The 21,193-nt window shown below is 38.7% G+C and carries 12 protein-coding genes; 10 read left to right on the top strand and 2 right to left on the bottom strand.

Going from position 1 to position 21,193, the window contains the following annotated elements:
• Nucleotides 1-427: 427 nt before the first annotated feature.
• Together cysS and BM130_RS14200 are read right to left on the bottom strand one after the other, a co-directional pair.
• Nucleotides 428-1,903 carry a cysteine--tRNA ligase gene (gene cysS / locus BM130_RS14205; RefSeq protein WP_010528624.1) on the bottom strand — a complete coding sequence of 492 codons (1,476 nt, stop codon included), beginning with the start codon at nt 1,901-1,903 and terminating at the stop codon, nt 428-430.
• Between the two features lie 143 nt (nt 1,904-2,046).
• Nucleotides 2,047-2,880 (bottom strand): CvfB family protein, encoded by an 834-nt coding sequence (locus BM130_RS14200; protein ID WP_010528623.1) that lies wholly within the window; start codon nt 2,878-2,880, stop codon nt 2,047-2,049.
• A gap of 336 nt (nt 2,881-3,216) precedes the next feature.
• On the opposite strand from BM130_RS14200, the gene panB reads away from it, so the two are divergent.
• The 10 genes from panB (at nt 3,217) to BM130_RS14150 (ending at nt 21,075) form a co-directional block, all read left to right on the top strand.
• Nucleotides 3,217-4,035 carry a 3-methyl-2-oxobutanoate hydroxymethyltransferase gene (panB, locus tag BM130_RS14195; RefSeq protein WP_010528622.1) on the top strand — a complete coding sequence of 273 codons (819 nt, stop codon included), beginning with the start codon at nt 3,217-3,219 and terminating at the stop codon, nt 4,033-4,035.
• 278 nt (nt 4,036-4,313) lie between these two features.
• On the top strand, nt 4,314-5,000 hold the full coding sequence (locus BM130_RS14190; RefSeq protein WP_202796542.1) for an RluA family pseudouridine synthase: 687 nt from the start codon (nt 4,314-4,316) through the stop codon (nt 4,998-5,000).
• A 281-nt stretch (nt 5,001-5,281) separates the two neighbouring features.
• Nucleotides 5,282-6,466, top strand: a complete 1,185-nt coding sequence (locus tag BM130_RS14185) for a PAS domain-containing protein (protein WP_010528620.1) — start codon at nt 5,282-5,284, stop codon at nt 6,464-6,466.
• Nucleotides 6,467-6,519: 53 nt separating this feature from the next.
• Nucleotides 6,520-7,434: a hypothetical protein gene (locus BM130_RS14180; protein WP_010528619.1), complete on the top strand. Its 915-nt coding sequence runs from the start codon at nt 6,520-6,522 to the stop codon at nt 7,432-7,434.
• Between the two features lie 101 nt (nt 7,435-7,535).
• Nucleotides 7,536-8,033 (top strand): sigma-70 family RNA polymerase sigma factor, encoded by a 498-nt coding sequence (locus tag BM130_RS14175; RefSeq protein WP_010528618.1) that lies wholly within the window; start codon nt 7,536-7,538, stop codon nt 8,031-8,033.
• Nucleotides 8,034-8,054: 21 nt separating this feature from the next.
• Complete coding sequence (locus BM130_RS14170; RefSeq protein WP_010528617.1) at nt 8,055-8,912, top strand: FecR family protein; 858 nt, start codon at nt 8,055-8,057, stop codon at nt 8,910-8,912.
• Nucleotides 8,913-9,004: 92 nt separating this feature from the next.
• The gene (locus tag BM130_RS14165; RefSeq protein WP_237706173.1) at nt 9,005-11,410 is read left to right on the top strand and encodes a TonB-dependent receptor; all 2,406 of its coding nucleotides are present in this window, start codon (nt 9,005-9,007) and stop codon (nt 11,408-11,410) included.
• Between the two features lie 398 nt (nt 11,411-11,808).
• Nucleotides 11,809-15,849: a hybrid sensor histidine kinase/response regulator transcription factor gene (locus tag BM130_RS14160; protein WP_010528615.1), complete on the top strand. Its 4,041-nt coding sequence runs from the start codon at nt 11,809-11,811 to the stop codon at nt 15,847-15,849.
• A 356-nt stretch (nt 15,850-16,205) separates the two neighbouring features.
• A complete protein-coding gene (locus tag BM130_RS14155; protein ID WP_010528614.1) occupies nt 16,206-19,361 on the top strand; it encodes a SusC/RagA family TonB-linked outer membrane protein in 3,156 nt (1,051 codons plus the stop codon).
• A gap of 22 nt (nt 19,362-19,383) precedes the next feature.
• On the top strand, nt 19,384-21,075 hold the full coding sequence (locus BM130_RS14150; RefSeq protein ID WP_237706172.1) for a RagB/SusD family nutrient uptake outer membrane protein: 1,692 nt from the start codon (nt 19,384-19,386) through the stop codon (nt 21,073-21,075).
• Nucleotides 21,076-21,193 lie beyond the last annotated feature (118 nt).

The raw sequence follows: 21,193 nt of genomic DNA, 5'->3' as shown, positions 1-21,193 counted from the left end.
ATTATCCTGCCTTTCCTCAATTTAATTCACTATGCTACAAATATAGTGATAATTGAGCCCTTCTTTTATGTGGCAAACATACGAGTCATTAGTTATTTAATACTAACCACTTGTTAACTAATGACTAATCACTTCTTCTGCCTTCTGCCTGTGCACTTCTGCCTTTGTCGTTTATACATGTCCTTTTGTGGTAAAAGTCGCCATGCTCGTTTCATCAGTATAAAATTTACTTACTTTATTGATATATTGCTTCTTATAAGTAGTCGTTAGTGGTTAGTCGTTAGTCATTAGTTATTTAACACTAACCACTTGTTGACTAATGACTAATCACTTCTTCTGCCTTCTGCCTGTGCACTTCTGCCTCAGAGTTTTATACATGTTCTTATTGTGACAAATTATTATATTCAATGCGTTTTTTGTAGGTTTGTTAGTTTTTTATTTCCCACTCGGTTTTATCTTTAGCGTCACGCAATTCAATACCCAATTGTTTAAGTTCATCTCTTATCTTGTCTGCCGTAGCAAAATCTTTTGCCTTTTTGGCTTGCTGACGAATAGAAAGTAATAGATTCATTACCCCATCCAATACTTCCGGGTGAGACGACTCGGCTGTTGACTCGACTTTTAATCCCAGAATGTCTTCACTGAAAAGATGCATGGTTTGCCGGAATTCTTCCAAATCGTTTTTGGAAAAAGTTTCTTTTCCGGCGATGGCAGAATTAATGATTTTTGCTCCTTCAAACAGATGCGCAATAAGCACAGGGCTGTTCAAATCATCATCCAGTGCTGCATAACATTTTTCTTTGAATTCTTTCACATCGAAAGTAGATTGCGATGCCGGCTTAATTTTTTCCATTTGTTGCAATGCGTCCATAAGCCGATTAAAGCCTTTTTCTGCCGCTTGTAACGCTTCATTTGAAAAATCGACGGTGCTGCGGTAATGAGCCTGAAGGATAAAGAAGCGGATGGTCATGGGCGACCAGGCTTTGGTGAGCATTGAGTGGCTCCCGGTGAAAAACTCTTCTAAGGTGATGAAATTACCCAGCGATTTGCCCATTTTTTGTCCGTTGATGGTAATCATGTTATTGTGCATCCAGTAACGTGCCGGCGTTTTCCCTTTAGCAGCCACTGATTGGGCAATTTCACATTCGTGATGAGGGAAAAGCAAATCCATGCCCCCACCATGAATGTCGAATTGTTCTCCCAGGTATTTGGTACTCATGGCCGTACATTCCAGGTGCCAGCCGGGGAAGCCATCGCTGTAAGGTGACGGCCATCGCATAATGTGAGTGGGGCTGGCTTTTTTCCATAGGGCAAAGTCGAAACTGTTGCGCTTTTCGGTTTGGCCTTCCAATTCCCGAGTGGTGCTCAATAAATCATCCAACACACGTCCCGAAAGCGTTCCGTACTTATGTTTTTGGTTGTATTTCTCAACGTCAAAATAGACAGAGCCGTTTTTTTCGTAGGCAAAGCCTTTGTCCAGTATTTCTTTTACAATTTGCAATTGTTCGATAATATGTCCTGAAGCGCGGGGTTCAATGCTTGGGCGTTTGACGTTCAGGGCGTCCATAAATTGGTGATAACGGTCGCAATAGTATTGTGCTACTTCCATAGGTTCGAGCTGCTCTACCCGTGCCTTTTGGGCAATTTTGTCTTCTCCCTCGTCCGCATCATTTTCCAGGTGTCCTACATCGGTAATGTTACGTACATAGCGCACTTTATAACCTAAGTGAGTTAAATATCTGAAAAGCAAGTCGAAGGTAATGGCAGGACGGGCATGCCCCAGGTGGGGGTCGCCATAAACCGTTGGTCCACAAACATAAAGTCCTACATGTGGTGGTTGTATTGGGACAAATAATTCTTTTTTTCGGGTTAAAGTATTGTAGAGTATTAAACTATTTCTCATTCTTCTATTATCTTTTGCTGCTTACTAAATGTATTATTAATTGAAATATGAGGGCTAAATTATAAAATTCCTGTTATCTGCTCAATTTCTTTTATATATGTACGCTCTTTTTGTGAGGTAATTTCAAAAGGCCCAAGTGAAATTTAAAGGATAAGTCGAATCCCCTCTTGTTCAATGTTTATTTTATTTTGTTTATATAATTTCCCTACGGCCTTTTTAAAAGCTTTTTTACTCATATTTAAAATAAGTTTAATTTCATGCGGTGTTGAATCATCGGTAAGCGGTATGAAACCGTTAGATTGTTCCAAAATATGAATGATTTTATTGGCATTTTCTTCGATGGCTTCGAGCCCCAGAGGATGAAGGGATAAATCGATTTTATCATCTTCGCGAACACGTTTAATATATCCCCGGATAGTTTGGCCCGTTTTTAGAGGATTTGATATTTCGTTATGGTAGATAAGTCCCGTATGACGGTGGTTAATGATGGCTTTAATTCCGAGGTCAGTAGTCCCAATAATGATGAGTTCTACTTTATCACCTGTGAGATAAGCCGGTGAGGTATTGTCAAGAAATTTTTCGATTTTGGCAGAAGCGACAATTCTTTTGGTGGCATCATCCAGATAGGTGTAAACAAGGTATTTTTTACCCACTTCCATTTTTTGTTTTTGTTCCCGGAATGGTACCAGCAAATCTTTGGACAACCCCCAATCAAGAAACGCCCCTACCGAAGTGACGTCAACCACCTTTAAAAAAGCAAACCGACCAATCGTTACAAAGGGAATCTCAGTGGTGGCCACCAGGCGGTCGTCAGAATCAAGATAAATAAAAACCTTATGTTCGGTTCCCGGTTTAATGGCCGGATGCATATATCGTTTGGGTAATAATATTTTACCAAGATTGCCGCCATCCAGAAATGCCCCAAAAGGAGATATTTCGGTTACGGTGAGCCGGTTTATTTGTCCTATTTGTGTCATGAAGTATTGAAAAAGGATTGGTTCCGAGGGTGCTTAAACTCTGTAATTAATAATTTGTGCTATATTATTGCAGCAAAATTAATGATTTATTGTGGGAAAGGGGTGTTGCTTCCGGATTTTTAGTTGTTAAGATACTATAATGGTATAATAGTGTCAAATCGGGAGGAACCTCTTTTGAATTGGGGTTTAAGAGATAAAATAAGGATAAGAAGGTAATTTATTTTGTGGATAATAAGTCATGAAATAAGATTCCAAAAATCTATTATTTAAAATATAGCAAAGTATCCTGAGAAAAGTAATAACTTTGCCTTTTGCAATTTTTTAAAAACAGGAATTATGTCAACTGCATATGAGCGACCCAAAAAGGTAACTACCCATGTTTTGGGTGAAATGAAAATGAAAGGTGAAAAAATTTCGATGCTAACGGCCTATGACTATTCTATGGCTCATATACTGGACCAGGCCGGTATTGATGTGATATTGGTTGGTGATTCGGCATCGAATGTAATGGCCGGATGGGAAACTACATTGCCCATTACGCTAAATCAAATGATATATCATGGAGCGTCGGTGGTTAGAGGTGTGAAAACGGCGTTGGTGGTTGTCGATATGCCTTTTGGTTCGTATCAGGGCAATAGTATCGAGGCTTTGCAATCGGCCATAAGAATTATGAAGGAAACGGCAGCTGATGCCGTGAAGATGGAAGGTGGCGCTGAAGTTATTGAATCAGTAAAAAGAATTATTTCTGCAGGAATACCTGTTATGGGCCATTTGGGTCTGACCCCGCAATCTATTCATAAGTTTGGAACCTATACGGTTCGGGCTCGTCAGGAAGAAGAAGCCAATAAATTGATAGAGGATGCCCATTTGCTGGAAGAAGCAGGGTGTTTTGCCTTGGTTTTGGAAAAGATACCTGCCACCCTGGCGGCCAGAGTGGCTAAAGAATTAAAAATTCCGGTTATTGGTATTGGGGCAGGTAATCAGGTCGATGGGCAGGTGTTAGTCATTCATGATATGTTGGGTATTAACCAGTCTTTTTCACCCCGATTTTTGCGGCGTTATCATAATCTATATGCCGAGATTTCCGGTGCTGTGCAAAACTATATTAATGATGTGAAGTCGGGTGATTTTCCCAATGAGAGAGAACAATATTAAAGTGCACAGGCTGGAAAGGCCGATAGGCCATTAGGTCAATAGGCTGATAGTCTGTTACATAATGTGATTGAGGGAATTGAAGAGATTGATGTGCTAAAGAGACTAATCACTAATGAATGACTTTAAGTTCCATTTGAACAATGAGTTAAGCAAGATTTGTGTGAATAAAAGTTGTGGTTTAGTAAAAATCGATAGGCTTAAAATTGGACCCTATCCGGCCTAATTCAATTATTGAATGGATATATTATTGAGAAGAATAAAAATAAATAACCGAAAAGATGGATTTGGAAATATTATATGAAGACAATCATTTGATTGCTGTAAACAAGAGTAATTCTGACCTGGTTCAGGGAGACGAAACCGGGGATGAAGCATTAAATGATAAAGTGAAGGCCTATCTGAAACAGAAATATAACAAACCCGGCAATGTGTTTTTGGGGGTTGTTCATCGCCTCGACAGACCTGTTAGCGGAGTGGTACTATTTGCTCGTACCAGCAAAGCCCTGAGCAGGATGAACAAATTGTTTCAGGAAAAAGAGGTGAAGAAAACTTACTGGGCAATAGTTAAAAATTTACCACCTGACGAAGAAGGGCAACTTAAGCATTTTATATTGAAAGACAGCATAAAAAACAAATCTTATGCTCTTCATAAAAAGCGTCCCGGGTCAAAAGAAGGCATTCTTAATTATCGGCTCATATCCAGTTCAGCCAATTATCATTTGTTGGAAGTAGATTTGAAAACGGGACGTCATCATCAAATACGATGTCAGTTGGCTAAAATAGGTTGCCCAATTAAGGGTGACCTGAAATATGGTTTTCCGAGGTCAAATCCCAATGGTGGAATTTCCTTACATTCCCGCCGCCTGGAATTTGTCCATCCCATTAAAAAAGAAGTGGTTGTGATTGAAGCACCTGTGCCGGTTAACGAACCGCTTTGGAATGCTTTTGAAAATGTTATAATCTGACAGAACTGCCTGAAAGAATAATCCCCTCTTTTCGGTAAAAATAGCATTAGCGAGCATGACCTGAGACGTTTATACTAAAACAAGGTTATGCTCGTTTTATTTTTATTGGATTTTTAATGAGGGAAATATGCTTATTGAGAATCTTTAAATTCGTAAATTGGAACACAAATAGGGACCCTTTCTCTTAATGAAGCCAGTAGTTTGATAATTGAGCAATTTGTGATGGATAAATTGCAATTTGTGGGGAATCTTAGGTAATTAAATTATATAAAATTAGTCCCATGACTATTTCAGATGAATTGAAACGAGCCAAGGAACAAATCCGGTATTTGGAACGGGAACTGGCTACAGCTCGTCAAAGAGAAAATGAGTTTTACAGAATTATTGATACTCTGGATAGTCATATTTTTCGTTGCAGGAAAAATGAGAAGGGAGATATTATACCTCTGTTTAGCGCAGGGCGAATAGCTCAAAGATACCGATTGAAAAACAATCAAGTAATAGGAAAAAAACTTCGTGAAGTTTTGGGCGAAAAGACATATGCCGAGCTTGAACCTTATTATAATAAGGCATTTGAAGGACAAAGTGCGGAATATAGGGGTTTTTTGTATGGAAAGCGTTTCTTTTCGGTGATGGTTATTCCTTTCTTAAGAGGCCCAACAGGGCAGGTTGAAGAGGTAGTGGGAATTATTCATGATATTACTGAAGTTCATATCACTCAGCTGGAAGCACAGAGAAACAGTGAAGTGTTGAATCGATTCATTGATTATAATCCTTATAGTATCCAGATTTTGGATAGCAAGGGTTATCATATACGTGAAAACAAAGCGTTTCTTAATCTTTTTAAGACCAGGCCCGGTAAAAACTGGTCGCTGATGGATGATTGGCAAGTGAAAAATAGTGGATTAAATGAATTACTTTCACGTGTATTGCAAGGGGAGGTTGTTGAAACCCCGCCGGTTTGGTATAATGCGCATCTTACCGATTCTAAATATCCCAATAATCCTATTTGTGTCGGGTCGGTCATTTTTCCCGTTTTTTTGTCTTCCGGAAAGTTGGAGTATATTGTTTTAATTCACGAAGACATAACATCGCGGGTGAAAGCGGAGAAGGCTTTACGAAGTAGCGAACGACGTATGAAAAATATTTTGATGACTAACCCGGCAGTCATTTACACTTCCGAAGTTAATAAACCCTGGAATTGGACCTTTATCAGTGAAAATGTATTTCGTCTTACAGGGTATAGTTGTCATGATTTTTTAAGAAATGAAGGTTTGTGGATTAATTGTATTCATCCAGACGACCGTGACCGTGTTCAGAGCGGAATTCCTTTGGTTTTTGAAGAAGGCTATCATATAACCGAATATCGGTTTAAATGTAAGAACGGGGAATATATTTGGATTTTAGATGAATCGAGGATTGTTATGGGTGATGATGGGCAGCCTGTATGGGGTAGGGTAACTTAATAGTTGTGCGGTGTAAGAGTGTAAAGCAATAACAAATTAAAATATATTGAGCTATGAAAAAGTTAGTAATTTATTTGACACTAAGCACCGCAGTATTATTTGCAGCATGTAATGAAGAAGATGAGGTAGTTCCGGGTGCAGATTATGTAACCCCGGCATTTAATGTAACAGCAGAGTCGGTTATTACCACCGATGCAGCCATTGAAGATGTGGTAGAAGCGGCCGATTATGAAGCCGACCTTTACACCGGAACCTTTGACATATTGGACGACCTGAGTGCTGAAGCAATGAGTGATGACCAGTTAAAATCTTCTACCGAGAGATTTCGCGACCGCTATCGTATTGGTAGACCTGATATAACCATTGAATGGACCGACGGTGACTATCCTCGTACCGTAACTTTGGATTACGGCGAAGAAACCGAATTGGCCAATGGCCGAATCATTAGCGGTATCATTCAAATCGAAGTTTCTGCGCCGCTGTATACCGACAGTGCTACCAGAACCATCACCTTTACCGATTTTTCTGTCGACTCTTTAATCATTAACGGAACCATTGAAAAAGAATATGGTGTAACAGAGAAAGAGGTATTTATTGTAAGAGATTTAACCATCACCCTTCCCGACGGACTTGAGATTGATTGTTATGCCGAGGTTACTCGTAGCTGGACCGAAGGAATGGATACGCCTTTCTATCATGCTGATGATGTTTTGGAAATAACGGGATATTCTAATTGCACCGATTCTGAAGGCAATGAATACAGACGAGAAATTACCGAATCGCTTAAGAAAAAAGGTAGTTGCCGCTTCCTGGTTAGTGGAGAAGTATCTTATTCTGTTAATGGCCAGGTGTTTGGTACGGTAGATTATGGTGACGGAACTTGTGATAATATCGGTTACTATACCACTTCCGAGGGCACTAAAGAATTTAATATTGGCCGGCGAATCAGAATGCGACTGAATAATTAGCATAAAAATGCGGGAAGTAATTCCAATAGCAATAAATGTCCGGAACGGTACGGTTCCGGACTTGCTTTTACTATATTTGTTTAAATATAAAGTGATTTTCGGTGACTAAAGAGTTTTTTAAATCATTGTTTGATGCCCATTTCGATGCTCTTCGGAATTATCTTTATTATCGCTCAGGTGATAAAGAACTGGCCACAGATTTGGCTCAGGAATGTTTTCTGAAACTTTGGGAAAAACAGCCGATTGGTGATTCAGTAACTCTCAAAAGACTTCTTTTCAAAATTGGAAATGATTTATTTATCTCTCAATACCGACACGCCAAAATTGAACGGGATTTTATTTTTAAACAAAGTAATGCGGGAGAATTGTCGCAGTCGCCGGAAGAGGAATTCAATTATTCAGAACTGGAGAAAAGATATAATCTGGCTTTGAAAGAGATGCCCGAAAACTATAGAGTGGTGTTTTTAATGAGTCGGAGTGAAGCGCTTAAAAACCGTGAAATAGCCGAGCGTTTAGGACTCAGTATAAAAGCAGTTGAAAAGCGTATGAGCAAAGCACTTCATTATTTGAAACAGGTTTTGGGTTATGATGAATTGTGAAAAGATAGGAGTTTAATAACGATGAATGTTAATAAAGATATAGGTAGAAAGAAGCCGGAAGGTATCAAAAGCCCTTTGCCCGATTTGGATTTGAGCTTCCCGAAGTCGAAAGAGCAGGTGTGGGCTGAGTTATCTCATGCGCTTGATACCGGAATGGCATCTGAAGGAAAGTCGCCTGTCACCAGGATGTGGTGGGCTATGGCCGCTTCTATAGCGCTTTTGTTGGGTATGGCTACTTTTGCCCGGTTTTATTCCAAAGAGTTGTCGGCAGGTTATGGCCAACACATAAGTGCCATACTTCCCGATGGTTCGGAAATAACGCTTAATGCCGGTACCGAAGTGAAATATCACCCTTTATGGTGGCGGTTCGACCGGAAAGTTAATTTGGTAGGTGAAGCTTTTTTTGATGTGGCCAAAGGTAAAAGATTTGATGTTGTATCACCCAACGGAACAACCACCGTTTTAGGAACTCGTTTCAATGTATATGCGCGAGGCGACCAATACGAGGTTACCTGTTATTCGGGCGAGGTTAGAGTTGTGTCACGTCTTAGCGGTCATGTTTTGGATATAACACCCGGCGAACAGGCCAGCCTTAATAATGACGGGTCACTGCGGTTGTCGAAAATGAAAGACCCCAAAGTGCCGGTGTCATGGATGAATAATATGTTTATGTTTACGGCCACCCCCCTTTCTGTGGTTTTTGAAGAAATAGAACGCCAATACGCTGTTGAAATTGTATTTAAGGGAGAGAATCAATACCTTTACACAGGTAATTTTTCCCGAAACCAACCTGTAGAGCAAGTGTTGAAAATGGTATGCCGACCTTACGGGCTGGATTTCGTAACAACAGAAAAGGGGTTCTTGATTGAAATAAAATAATTGTGGTTCAGAAAAACGGCCGTTTATTAATTTTATTTTTTTTTATTTCTTTTTCGACTTGGGGGCAGTCTTATGATGTGAAGTGTAAGAATATGCCTCTTAATGAGTTATTGGTTGAGCTTCGAGGACGCTATGACCTTCAGTTTTCATATGATGACCGGTTATTATCCAATTATCGTGTTACGTTAAGGCAAACCTATTCGTCAGCTGCGGCATTGCTTGATGATGTGATTTCAGGATTGCCGCTTGGGTGGGAAAAAATGGGTGATGTATTTGTTATTTTTCCCGTTGAAAATCCTTCTTTACCCACACAATATCTTATCCGCGGTCAGATTCTCGAAAAGGGTAGTGGAGAACCCTTACCTTTTTCACATGTGGTTATTGATGGCCATCCATTGGTTACCGACCTTAAAGGAGCTTTTAGTTATTCAGCCCGGGATGATTCTCTTTTTGATGTAAAAGCCTCTCATCTGGGATGTTATGTATTGGATACCTTTTTAATTGCCGGGTCATTCCATAAATTATTCCTCACCCCTTCAGTTTATTCTTTGCCCGAAATTGTCGTTAAGGATAATTTAATTGAACGCTCGGTTCAGATAGGGCAAACATCAGGGTTGATTAACCTGAACTCTTACATTGCCGGATATCTTCCCGGTAACGGCGATAATTCTGTTTTTAATCTGCTACGTTTACAACCGGGAATCACTGCTGCCGGTGAACAGCCAAACGACCTTATTATGTGGGGAAGTTACGAAGGAACCAGCAGAGTTACTTTGGACGGAATTACCATCTGGGGCTTAAAAAATTTTAATGATAATATCAGTGCAGTTAATCCTTTTATGGTTAAAAGTATTGACCTGTTTAAAGGAGGATATGATGCCACTAAAGAAGACCTGGTAGGAGGAATTGTTCGCATTACAGGAAATACCGGAAATCGGTCTCATACAAAATTAAATTTTTTCGCAAATAACCAGTTGGTTAACGGAAAAGTGGAGATTCCAATATCTTCAAAGTCTTCTTTGATAGTGGCAAGTCGTCGTACCTTTAAAAATCCTTTTGATGCGGATGATATTGCTATCAATAACTTAAATTCAGCAGAAAATTTGAAATATAGAATTGATGTAGTGCCCGATTATTGGTTTGGCGATTTTAATATCAAGTATTCATTGCATGGCGATAATGGAAATTTATTCTACATAAGTGCGATGGGGGCGTCGGATAATTTTAAATATAATGCTTACCAGGAACGACCCCGTTTTATTATCCATCAGGAAAAATATGATAAAAATAAACAGGGAGGGGCTTCCCTCTATTGGAGTATGAATAATGGCTCAGGCGGACGTTCTCATATTAAAGCAACATGGTCGGAACTGCATTCTGATTATGGGATAGACCGCTCTATTGAAAGTATTAGGTTTAATATCCTGGCCAATAGGGTGGATGTTAAATCGCAAACTATGGTTAGAGAAATTTCTTTGGATTATCAATATGAACTGGCCGGAAATCAGCTGCATCAACCAGCCATTGGTGTGGAATTTTTTCGGAACGAATTAAATTTAACAGAAGATTCGTCCGAAGTAGAATATTTTTCATTGTCTGATGCGGGTAACCGAATAGCTTGCTTTGTCCAGGATGAAATATTTTTCGCCCCGCGATTGACTTTGAAACCGGGATTGCGCGTCAATCATTCTTTTTTTACGGGAACAACTCACATCGACCCGCGCTTTGGTGTGGAATGGAAGCCATGGAGTGCGTTGAAGATAAATATGGCATGGGGCAGTTACCATCAGTTCCTGATAAAAAGTTCGTTGTATGATGAGTCCGGTAGTTTTCGCTATTCCTGGACCTTGGCTGATGAGGAGAATGTTCCGGTGCTGAGGTCACAGCACTTTGTGGCGGGTGCTTTCTGGAATCAGAATAACCTGAGTGTTTCCATTGAGGGATATTACAAAACGGTGGATGGCTATACTCGATTTGTGCGGTTAAGAAGGATTAATGAAAACGTTTATGATGGCGAAGGAAGAAGTTATGGTGTAGATGTTTTTGTTAAAAAAGATTTGGAAGATTATAACTTTTGGGTTTCCTATACCTTGGGACGTTCAGAAGAGCTTTTCCCTTACTTCCCGGAACAAGACTATCGACGAGCACCCCATGACCAACGACATGAGTTAAAAGTGGCGGCACTGGCTCGCTTTTTGCAAAAATTTCATTTTTCGGCTACCTATATTTATGGGAGTGGTTTCCCTTTGTATTCCAATTATCTAAGTACAAATTATATTGAGCCCGATTATTCAAGGCTTGATTTGGCATTAGTTTATCAATTTAATTTCAATAAAGTTAAAGGGGAAGCGGGTGTTTCGCTCTTAAACGCCCTTGACCACCACAACATTAAATATTCCAGTTTTGAACGTATTCCCCTTGATCAGTTGAATTCCATTTATGTTGATGCTGAATCAGTTGAGTTTACGCCGTTGGTGTTTGTAAAAGTGAAGTTTTAGGCAAGTTATTCTGTTAAAAGTTATCAAACTTTATGTATTCTTATAATGATTAACCTGCTATTTTATGATTTTTCCATTTCGTTGCAAAAATGCAGAACAAAATATTTATGCGCTCTTTCTGATCACGGGTTTGGAAAAATTGAATTAAACGGAGGCCTACCATAAAATAAATTGTCCGTTTTTATTAATTATTTCTGAAGAATTACCTTAGTCGACAAATTTCTAAAAAACAGTTGATAAAGTTGCAGTAAATTGTAAAAATATAACATAGTGTGTTAAAATCATTATATTTGCTGCCCCCCATGAATAATTGGCTGAATATGGCATCAGATTTTATGGGTCGCGCTTATTTTAGTTAAATTGTTAAAATTCATTCACCTCAACTTTCAGTTTTAGTCATGGGTAGGTTTAATTTCTTTCTGGCGCTTTTTCTCTTTTTCAGTTCCATTTTTGCTCAAAGCGAAAAGATTAGTTTTGTTCACTATACAAATGAGGACGGATTACCTTCATCTTATGTAAAAAGCATAGCTCAGGATGCCGATGGGTTTATGTGGTTTGCTACCCGGGCGGCAGTTACCCGGTTTGATGGTCAGACCTTTAAAGTATTCCCGGCTTATAATCATATGGGCGAAAAGGTGAGGATTTTTGGCGATAAGCTTTTTCTTTCATCAGATTCGGTTTTAATTACAAGAACCATTAAACGTGATTATTATTATTTTGATGAAGAGAAAGAATGTTTTTTCCCATACACGCTGTTAAATGGAATGGGAATGATATCATCAGTTGTTCCAACTGAGGGAGGATTCTGGATTTTCCGACAAGACAGGATTACATTTTTGGATCTTTCATCAGGAATGGAAGAACCCATAAGCGAAAAATTTTCGGATTTAAATATTCCCCAAGATACTCGATTTCAGGATTTACGGGATGAGAATGGCTTTTTGGTCATAGTAACTGACGATAGAATGCTTATTGTTATCGATAAAAAACACGGTAGGATCGGAAAATTGAATGTACCTGCTGAGCTCGGGAATGGAGATCTGAGTCTCTTTTTAATCGATACTAAGGGAAGGGGATGGTTGGGTGAATACGAACATGGTTTGATGGTTATGGATCTCCTAACCGGTGCTTATCGGTTTTATTCCCGTCAACTTGAAGAACCCTATCATATCCGTCACAATCTGGTCCATTGCATGACGGAGGATCATTACGGAAGGGTATGGATCGGATATGAAGCCGGTCTGGCCATTCATGACCCGTTAACTGGGTTCCTGGAACTGCATGCTTTTAATCTGGAAAATCCTTCGGGGCTTAATACCAATCCGATTTATGATGCCTTTTGTGATTCGGAGGGAAATGTTTGGCTGGGCACCTATTTTGGGGGGATTAATTTTTGGAGCAACAGGAAAAGTTTTTTTCACATCTGGAGTTCCGGACTGGGACAGGGACAACTGAGAGGGAATGTGGTTAGCTGTCTGACCGAAGATGATGAAAATAACTTATGGATTGGGCTTGAAGATAATGGTTTGAATAAATACAATAAAATTACAGGCGAAATAATTCACTATTCTACTACGAGCGGGCCGGCACATCTTTCTTACAATAATCTTCATGACTTGTTGTTTGTTACGGATGATGAACTTTGGATTGCTTCTTATACTGGAGGAATCAATGTTTTGAATACCAATACGAATAATATCAGATACTTAACCCCTGAAAATTCTCCCGGACTTACCTCCAATGCCATCTATGCTTTTCATAAAGTAGGTGATTCTATATATATAGCCACCTCATTGGGAATAGTCGTCTACGATTTGGTATCAGATTTGTTTTCTCCGTTGAGACCCGAAATTTTGGGGGTGTCGCAGTTTGAGAGTATTGCGGGTGACTATCAAAAGCTTTGGTTTTCATCAAGTGGGATGGTTTATGGCTATATTCCCGCGACTGATTCCCTTTTTGCATTGGATCAGGTACAGCAAATGAAGAATATAAACTTTGTAAAAACCGATTCAAAAGGTTATATATGGTTGGGAGATTGTTATCAAGGGTTGTGTCGTTATAATGAAAAGAGTGGGACAGTGAAATTTTTTAATACCGCTACCGGTTTTCCTGTTTCCTGGATATTTAGTTTGGAAGAGGGTAAGGATGGTTGGTTTTGGGCCAGCAGCGACCGAGGCCTGGTAAAATTTAATCCGGATGAGGATATCTCCATTTTATATGACAGCAATTCGGGTATTCCCTTTAATCAGTTTAACTACCGGGCCTCTTTTATTGACCGTGAGGGAAATATCTACTTTGGAGGAAACAACGGTATGGTTTCCTTTAACGAAAACAGGATCCAATCTCCACAGCAGCAAGCTCCTCAGGTGTTGTTTACCGGTATGAAACTGTTTAATGAGTACGTTTCGCCCGGCGATGATCCTGTCCTGAAAAAATCGCTCAATAAGATCGACCGAATTGTCCTGGATTATGACCAGAATGTGGTGACCCTCGAGTTTACTGCCCTGGCTTATGCCTCCAAAGGTCGTTGTCAGTATGCTTACTATCTTGAAGGGTTTGAAGAAAAGTGGAATTATGTGGGTACTCGGAACTTTGCTACCTATACCAATTTAAGTCCTGGTACTTATCATTTTCATGTGAAAGCTTCGTTAGGTGATATTCAAACCAACTATAAGGAGCGGGTACTGAAAATTATTGTTCGTCCCCCTATTTGGCTTTCCAAAGGGGCTTTTATCGGTTATTTTGTATTGGCTTTTTTGTTTTCTTTATTGGTATTAAAGGTGGGGAAAAACCTGGAACGTTCAAAAGCATTACTTGCCATGGAACGTAGGGAACGGGAACACGAGGAGGAAATACATAAATTTAAGCTCGAGTTTTTTACTAATATTTCGCATGAGTTAAAAACACCCTTAACCTTGATTTTAGGCCCTCTTAGTCGTTTAATGAGTCAAGAGCAGATGAATCCAGCCTTTCGTAAATGCCTGGCAGGTATTGAACGAAATGCCAATCGACTTTATGTACTGATTAACCAATTGCTTGAATTCAGAAAAATTGAAAGCGGAAAAGATCAACTTAGAGTGGCCCAACACGATGTGAGAGAATTTATTGAAACCATTTCAAAGGCTTTTTGTGATCTTGCAGAAGCTCGCGGAATTGAGTTTGTTGTCAAATTGCCAGAGCAGAATTTTCAATTATGGTTTGATGCCGATAAGGTGGACAAAATAATTGTGAACTTGCTATCCAACGCATTTAAATTTACTAACGATGGGGGGAAAATTGTACTGTCTGTTGAGCTTGATTCCCGAAAGGGCAAGGAAGGAGATGACTGCTGGGATTTGATGATAAGTGTTTCGGATACAGGAAAAGGTATTCCTTCAGAGATGCTTGATCAAGTTTTTGACAGGTTTTTTGAGACTGGGGGTGAAAGTAATTATTATGTTAGCTCAGGGATAGGTTTGGCTTATGTAAAAAGTTTAGTGATGTTCCATAGGGGAACGATTCAAGTAAAAAGTAAACTTGGTGAAGGGTCCATTTTTACTGTTTCACTTCCTGTATCCAAGTCCGATTTTTGTGAAACAGAAATTGTTCCCCGGATAGAGCAATACATGGACTGGAAGAGATGTTCTGATGAGCTGATTCAAAGCCCTTCCCCGTTGAAGTCCATTAGGGCTATTGATCCGCTTCAGACGAAACCTTCTGTTTTGGTTGTTGAAGACAATCAGGAATTAGTAGGTTTCCTGATGGAAATTCTGGAAGACCGCTATCAGGTAGAGTCTGCTTTAAATGGGAAAATTGCCATGGAGAAACTGGGAAATTTTAGCCCTGATCTGGTTATAAGTGATATTATGATGCCGGAAATGGACGGAATTACTTTTACAAAAAAGCTTAAAACAGATCTGAATACATCGCATATACCCGTTATTTTGTTGACTTCCCGATCGGGTGTCAAAAATGAACTAAAAGGATTAATGACAGGTGCTGATTATTATATTGAAAAACCGTTTTATCCAGATATTTTGGTACAGGTTATTGAAAATATTTTAAATAACCGCCAAAGAATTATTGATCGTTTTCGTAATGAAGATGCATTTTCCATAAGAGATATCAAATGTTCCGAGTCGGATAAGCTCTTTTTGGAAAAGTTGACAGCCCTGGTTAATGACAACCTTAATAATGAATCATTGGATGTGTCCTTTTTGACTAACGAATTGGGAGTAAGCCGCTCTTTGCTTCACAAAAAACTGAAAAGCCTTGTCGGGTGTTCTGCTACCGAATTTATTCGGGTTATACGATTGAAGGAGGCTTCCAAACTTATTTCGTCAGGGAAATGCAATATTACGGAAGCTGCATACGAGGCAGGTTTTTCCAGTCCAGCTTATTTTACCCGCTGTTTTAAGGAGGTTTATGGTCAGTCACCGAGAGAGTATTTCAAGTCTTAATTTTTATTTCCTGGATTGACAATTTTTCATGTTATAAACCCAAAGGTTAAATTCTTTTGGCAATTAATGTTCCAATGCCGGAATACATTAAGGTATTTTTTTCATTTCTACTTTTTCGTCAGCTAAAATTTTGTTCATTTTTTATGGTAGTAATTATTCAATGAATGGCATTGGTCAAGAATTTTTATTGTGTTTTCCCTTGTCTTTGATTATATGAAAGTTTATTGTATTGATATTTAAGGAATTACATAATTGTGAAAGTATTTTACACATAGCTGAAAGTCATATTTAAGGCGATATTTCATTTTTGATGAAAGCAAAAAAATGTTTACAAATGTGTATAAAATTTGTTGTCTATGAAAAGAAAAAAAGAGTGGCCTATTTCCAAAATGTCTAGTAAGGTGAAACGATCAAAGTTTGTGAAAATTTCACTGCTACTACTTATGTCAGGATCGATTCACCTGAATGCAGATAATTCTCAGGACAAAAGCTTTCCTGATGAAAATATAAAGAGAAATAAAAAGAGTGTTTCTTTAGAAACATTTTCTTTCTACCAGCAAAATGAAAAAATTATTACGGGAAAAGTAACAGATGAAAATGGAGATCCTATCCCTGGCGCTACTATTCAAGTGAAAGGGACCAATACTGGTACCATTTCCGATATGAATGGTAACTATACAATTTCTATTCCTTCAGATGCTGAAACATTAGTTTTCTCATTTGTGGGGATGGAGACTCAAGAGATAATAATTGGGACTCAGAGTCGGTTGGATGTTTCATTGAATCCAGAAGTTGTTGGTTTGGACGAGGTAGTCGTGATCGGATATGGAACTCAGCGAAAAGGAGATGTTACCAGTGCTGTTGCGAGTGTCAAATCTGAAGATTTTATTCAAGGAAAGATTCAGGATGCGGCCGAGTTGGTGAAAGGGAAGATTGCAGGACTTAGCATCACTAAAACTTCAGGTGATCCTAATGCTACATCCAGTATTATGCTTCGGGGTATTACTACAATTATGGGAAGTGTTTCGCCTCTTGTATTGGTTGATGGAATTGAAGGTTCATTAACAACCGTTGCCCCAGAAAATATTGAGTCAATTGACGTGTTGAAAGATGCTTCTGCTTCAGCTATTTATGGAACTAGAGGTGCTAATGGGGTAATTCTGATAACAACAAAATCAGGGAAACGGGGTGTTCAAACCTCTGCCAGTTATACCAGTTACCTTTCATTTTCCCAATGGTATAAAACACCTGATTTTATGGATACTCACGACATAATTTATGGTAGAACGCAGTTTGAATATGAAGGATATGATACAGATTGGTTAAAAGCTGTGACTCGCAAGGCTGGATATACCCAAAACCATTCATTGAGTTTGGAGGGTGGATCAGAATCATCTACATATGCCGCTAATGTCACTTATTCAGATGAAGAGGGGATTATGCGAAAAAGTGATAGGAACGATATTAGAGCACAGCTTGATTTTAATCAATATGCGATGAATGATATATTAAAATTCAATTTTAATATTCTTTATTCTACTCATAAAAATACAAATAATAATAATGCATATGTTTATCGTCAGGCGTTAATTCATAATCCATCTTCGCCTGTATACAATGAAGATGGTTCATATTACGAGGATTTTAATCTTTTTCAGTATTACAATCCTGTTGCAATTCAAAATGAGCTGATTGGTGATACTCGTTCCCATTTTGCAAGAATTGTTGGGAATGTCACTTTTGAACCTATTAAAGGTTGGCAGACTAATTTGATGCTTTCACGTAAAGAAACGGAATCCACTTCACAAAATTACTATACCAGTAGTTATTTTACTCAGGCTACAGCACAAATACGCGGTACTGCTACAAAAGGTTCAAGCAATTCTCGAAGTGATAATTTAGAACTGACTTCCAAATATAATTTTTCTATCAATAAAAGCCGATTTAGTACCCTCATAGGATACAGCTATTTGTACAATCTCTATGATGGTTTTGGAGCTGGAAATTCTGAATTCCCGTCAGAGTCTTATCTGTATAACAATTTGGGACAAGGACTATATCTTACAGATGAAGATCATACCGCAAGTATGAGTTCCTATAAAAACGATAACAAATTAATTGGATTTTTTGGACGTGTCAGTTACGGTTATGATAATCGCTACAACGCTTTGGTAAGCGTTCGGCATGAAGGTTCCTCTAAATTTGGAGAGAATCATAAATGGGGAACATTCCCTTCGGTTTCATTAGGATGGACAATAAGTAACGAATCTTTTATGCAAAATATCAGTTGGCTTGATAATTTAAAACTTCGTTCAGGGTATGGAGTAACTGGCATAATACCAAACTCATCCTATATGTCCCTCACAATGTTTGACTATGATGCGTACGGTAAACATTTAAGTAAAGATGGCGAATGGACACCATCTTTAAAAGTGGCTCAAAACCCAAATCCTGATTTAAAATGGGAAAAAACAAGTGAAATAAATATTGGAATTGATTGGTCTATATTGCATGCACGCTTAAGTGGGACAATAGATGTTTATTCAAAAAAGACTGTTGATTTACTATATGACTATGCAGTACCTGTCCCTCCTAATATGTATGGATATACAACTGCTAATGTGGGTAAAATGAGGAACAGAGGGATTGAGGTAATGATATCCGCCCTTCCTGTTGAAACAAAGGATTTTGAATGGAATACAACTCTAACTCTTTCTCATAATGAAAATAAGTTGCTGAGCTTATCCAATGATCTTTATGAGACTGACAATTTCATGGAAGTAGGAGGTGTTAGTGATCCAATTTCAGTTCCCACGCATTGTATGGAAGTAGGGCATCGCCTGGGCGATTTTTGGGGATTAAAATCAGTAGGAGTTAGTAAAGATGGGTTTGTTTGGGTTGAAGTGTCGGATGGAAATGGAGGATGGGAAGTAAAAGAATTTGACACAAGCTACAATGAAGAGGCCAACCGCCAACGCTTGGGCAATGGACTTCCACAAGTCTATGCTGGATGGAATAATTCGTTCCGATACAAAAACTTCGATCTTAACTTGCAGTTCACTGGGCAATTTGGGTTTAAAATATTGAATGTACAGCGAAGTTTTTATGAAAATAATTCGATTGCCTATAATCGTTTAAAATCAGCGGCAGACCTGCATCCAGCTGTTGATGCTTCAGGAGCGCCAGTTTTAGATGAGGAAACAGGTAAGCAGTTGATGGTTTCATTGTCTAGTTCAATGTCACAAGGGGTGTGGAGCGATCATATAGAAGATGGCGACTTTGTTAAGTTGACAAATGCGACCTTGGGCTATACTTTCCCCATTTCAGGGAAAGCAAATGAATATATTAAAAACCTTCGTGTTTATGTATCTGGACAAAACCTCTTCTGCATAACAGGTTATTCAGGACTTGATCCGGAGGTTTCAAATTATTTCTTAGCTCCAGGAATCGATGACCGGGATAAATATCCAACCGTTCGTTCATTTACTTTTGGTCTTTCTGTTAACTTCTAAAAATCCGTAAATTATGAAATTAATGAGATATTCAATATTTAGTATTGCTTTAAGTCTTCTGTTGGTATTTGGGGCATGTACTGATTTATCAGAGACGGTTTATGATCAGCTAACCGATGAAACCATTGATGTTACTGACCCGGAGATTGTTGGTTATATGATGGGCGAGGCATATGCACAGCTGCGTTTTTTGTATTGGGGTTGGAATGGCTATTTTGATCTTATGGAGGAATGTAGTGATACCTATATGACCCCAAAACGTATTGGAGTAGGTTGGGGAGATTTGTACATAAATATGCATAAGCATAGTTGGAACTCCAGCCAGGGCCATATCGAATCATTGTGGAATTATGCTTATAACGGAATTGGTTATGCAAATAAATGTTTGGATGTTTTGCCGGAAGAGGGTAAGGAACAGGCAGAGATGCGTTTTTTAAGAGCCCTTAACTACTACATTTTGCTTGATGCTTTTCGGAATGTTCCTTTAGAAACAACCCAGGATGTTGAGCCAGGATATCTTCCTAAGCAGGTTTCGGCCGATTCTATTTTTAATTTTTGTGTAAATGAATTGAATGCCATAAAAGATGATTTGGGAACTGAAAATATTTTTGGTTACCCTAACCGATATGCGGCCTGTATGGTTTTGGCAAAACTGTACTTAAATTATAATGCATATTTTAACACAGAGGAAACTTCTTATTATGAAAAGGCATTAGAAGAGGTCGAAGAAGTTTTAGATAATGGCGGGTATTCATTAGCCCCTCATTATTTGGATAATTTTAAACAGGATATTTCTGCTTCACCAGAAGTCATCTTTGCTATTCCTTTAGATAAGACAAATGCTTCTCATAATTATTTAGTTAACAAGTGTCTTGTTGGTGCTGGTGCGGCAGCTTATGGTTATACTGGTTCTCCATGGAATGGTAGTTGTGCTGTACCCCAATTTATTGAAAGTTATGAAGAAAATGATAAGCGGTTAGAATATACATGGACTGGCGGAATTCAATACGAAGCGACAAAAGATGCAGAAGGGAATATTATACCTCAATCAGGCGATCCAATAGAGTTTACTACTGATGATTGGTCTGGCCTGGGTGTTTTAAATTATTCATTAAAAGTTCACTCTATTGATAATCCGGGGGCTTATCAACAGGAAGGATATCGTTTTGTTAAAAGCGAGATTGTTTCGGGCGATGCAGGAACTTATGGTAATGATGTAGCGTTTTTTCGCCTGGCAGATGCAATGTTTATAAAGGCTGAATGTTTGCTTCGTCTGGGACGTGATGAGCAAACCGCTGCCGATTTAATTACTGAAGTTCGTCGTCGAGCATTTGATGATCCCGCAGATGCTATACGAACCGTTGCTGAACTCAAAGGTGGCAGCCGTTACAATTATGGACATAGAGAATATACAGGTGAAGGATACGCAAATTGGGATCCAGCTACATTCGTTTCTACCGAAGAAGGGGGAGAAGATATTGAATTTGGAGGCTTATTAGATGATTTGGCCTGGGAATTTGTAGGTGAACATCATCGACGCCAGGATTTAATTAGATTTAAAATGGCGGATGGAAGAAATGTGTTCAATGGAAAGTCATGGTTTTGCAAAGATGCAACTACTGAAACTCATTGGGATTATTTCCCAATTCCCAAGTCTGCATTAGATGCTAATATTTCACTTAAACAGAATGCAGGGTATACAGGTTCTAACTAAATATTATGTTTTTGTAATGAATATGTGTGTCGTTTATAATCGATATTAATTTGATAATTTCCTTAAAAGCGATGTAGTCTTTTGTGTATTAATGCTTATATGAATAATTTGTTGTAAA

The sequence above is a fragment of the Thermophagus xiamenensis genome, assembly GCF_900112795.1.
GTDB classification, from domain to species: Bacteria; Bacteroidota; Bacteroidia; order Bacteroidales; family Marinilabiliaceae; genus Thermophagus; species Thermophagus xiamenensis.
This window is presented reverse-complemented; position numbering and strand designations above follow the sequence as displayed.

Excerpts from the sequence above, each read along its gene's own strand:
- BM130_RS14170 (WP_010528617.1), top strand. The coding sequence starts at position 8,055 with ATGAATGTTAATAAAGATATAGGTAGAAAGAAGCCGGAAGGTATCAAA.
- panB (WP_010528622.1), top strand. The coding sequence starts at position 3,217 with ATGTCAACTGCATATGAGCGACCCAAAAAGGTAACTACCCATGTTTTG.
- BM130_RS14160 (WP_010528615.1), top strand. The coding sequence starts at position 11,809 with ATGGGTAGGTTTAATTTCTTTCTGGCGCTTTTTCTCTTTTTCAGTTCC.
- BM130_RS14190 (WP_202796542.1), top strand. The coding sequence starts at position 4,314 with ATGGATTTGGAAATATTATATGAAGACAATCATTTGATTGCTGTAAAC.
- BM130_RS14165 (WP_237706173.1), top strand. The coding sequence starts at position 9,005 with ATGCCTCTTAATGAGTTATTGGTTGAGCTTCGAGGACGCTATGACCTT.
- BM130_RS14155 (WP_010528614.1), top strand. The coding sequence starts at position 16,206 with ATGAAAAGAAAAAAAGAGTGGCCTATTTCCAAAATGTCTAGTAAGGTG.
- BM130_RS14180 (WP_010528619.1), top strand. The coding sequence starts at position 6,520 with ATGAAAAAGTTAGTAATTTATTTGACACTAAGCACCGCAGTATTATTT.
- cysS (WP_010528624.1), bottom strand. The coding sequence starts at position 1,903 with ATGAGAAATAGTTTAATACTCTACAATACTTTAACCCGAAAAAAAGAA.
- BM130_RS14200 (WP_010528623.1), bottom strand. The coding sequence starts at position 2,880 with ATGACACAAATAGGACAAATAAACCGGCTCACCGTAACCGAAATATCT.
- BM130_RS14150 (WP_237706172.1), top strand. The coding sequence starts at position 19,384 with ATGAGATATTCAATATTTAGTATTGCTTTAAGTCTTCTGTTGGTATTT.
- BM130_RS14185 (WP_010528620.1), top strand. The coding sequence starts at position 5,282 with ATGACTATTTCAGATGAATTGAAACGAGCCAAGGAACAAATCCGGTAT.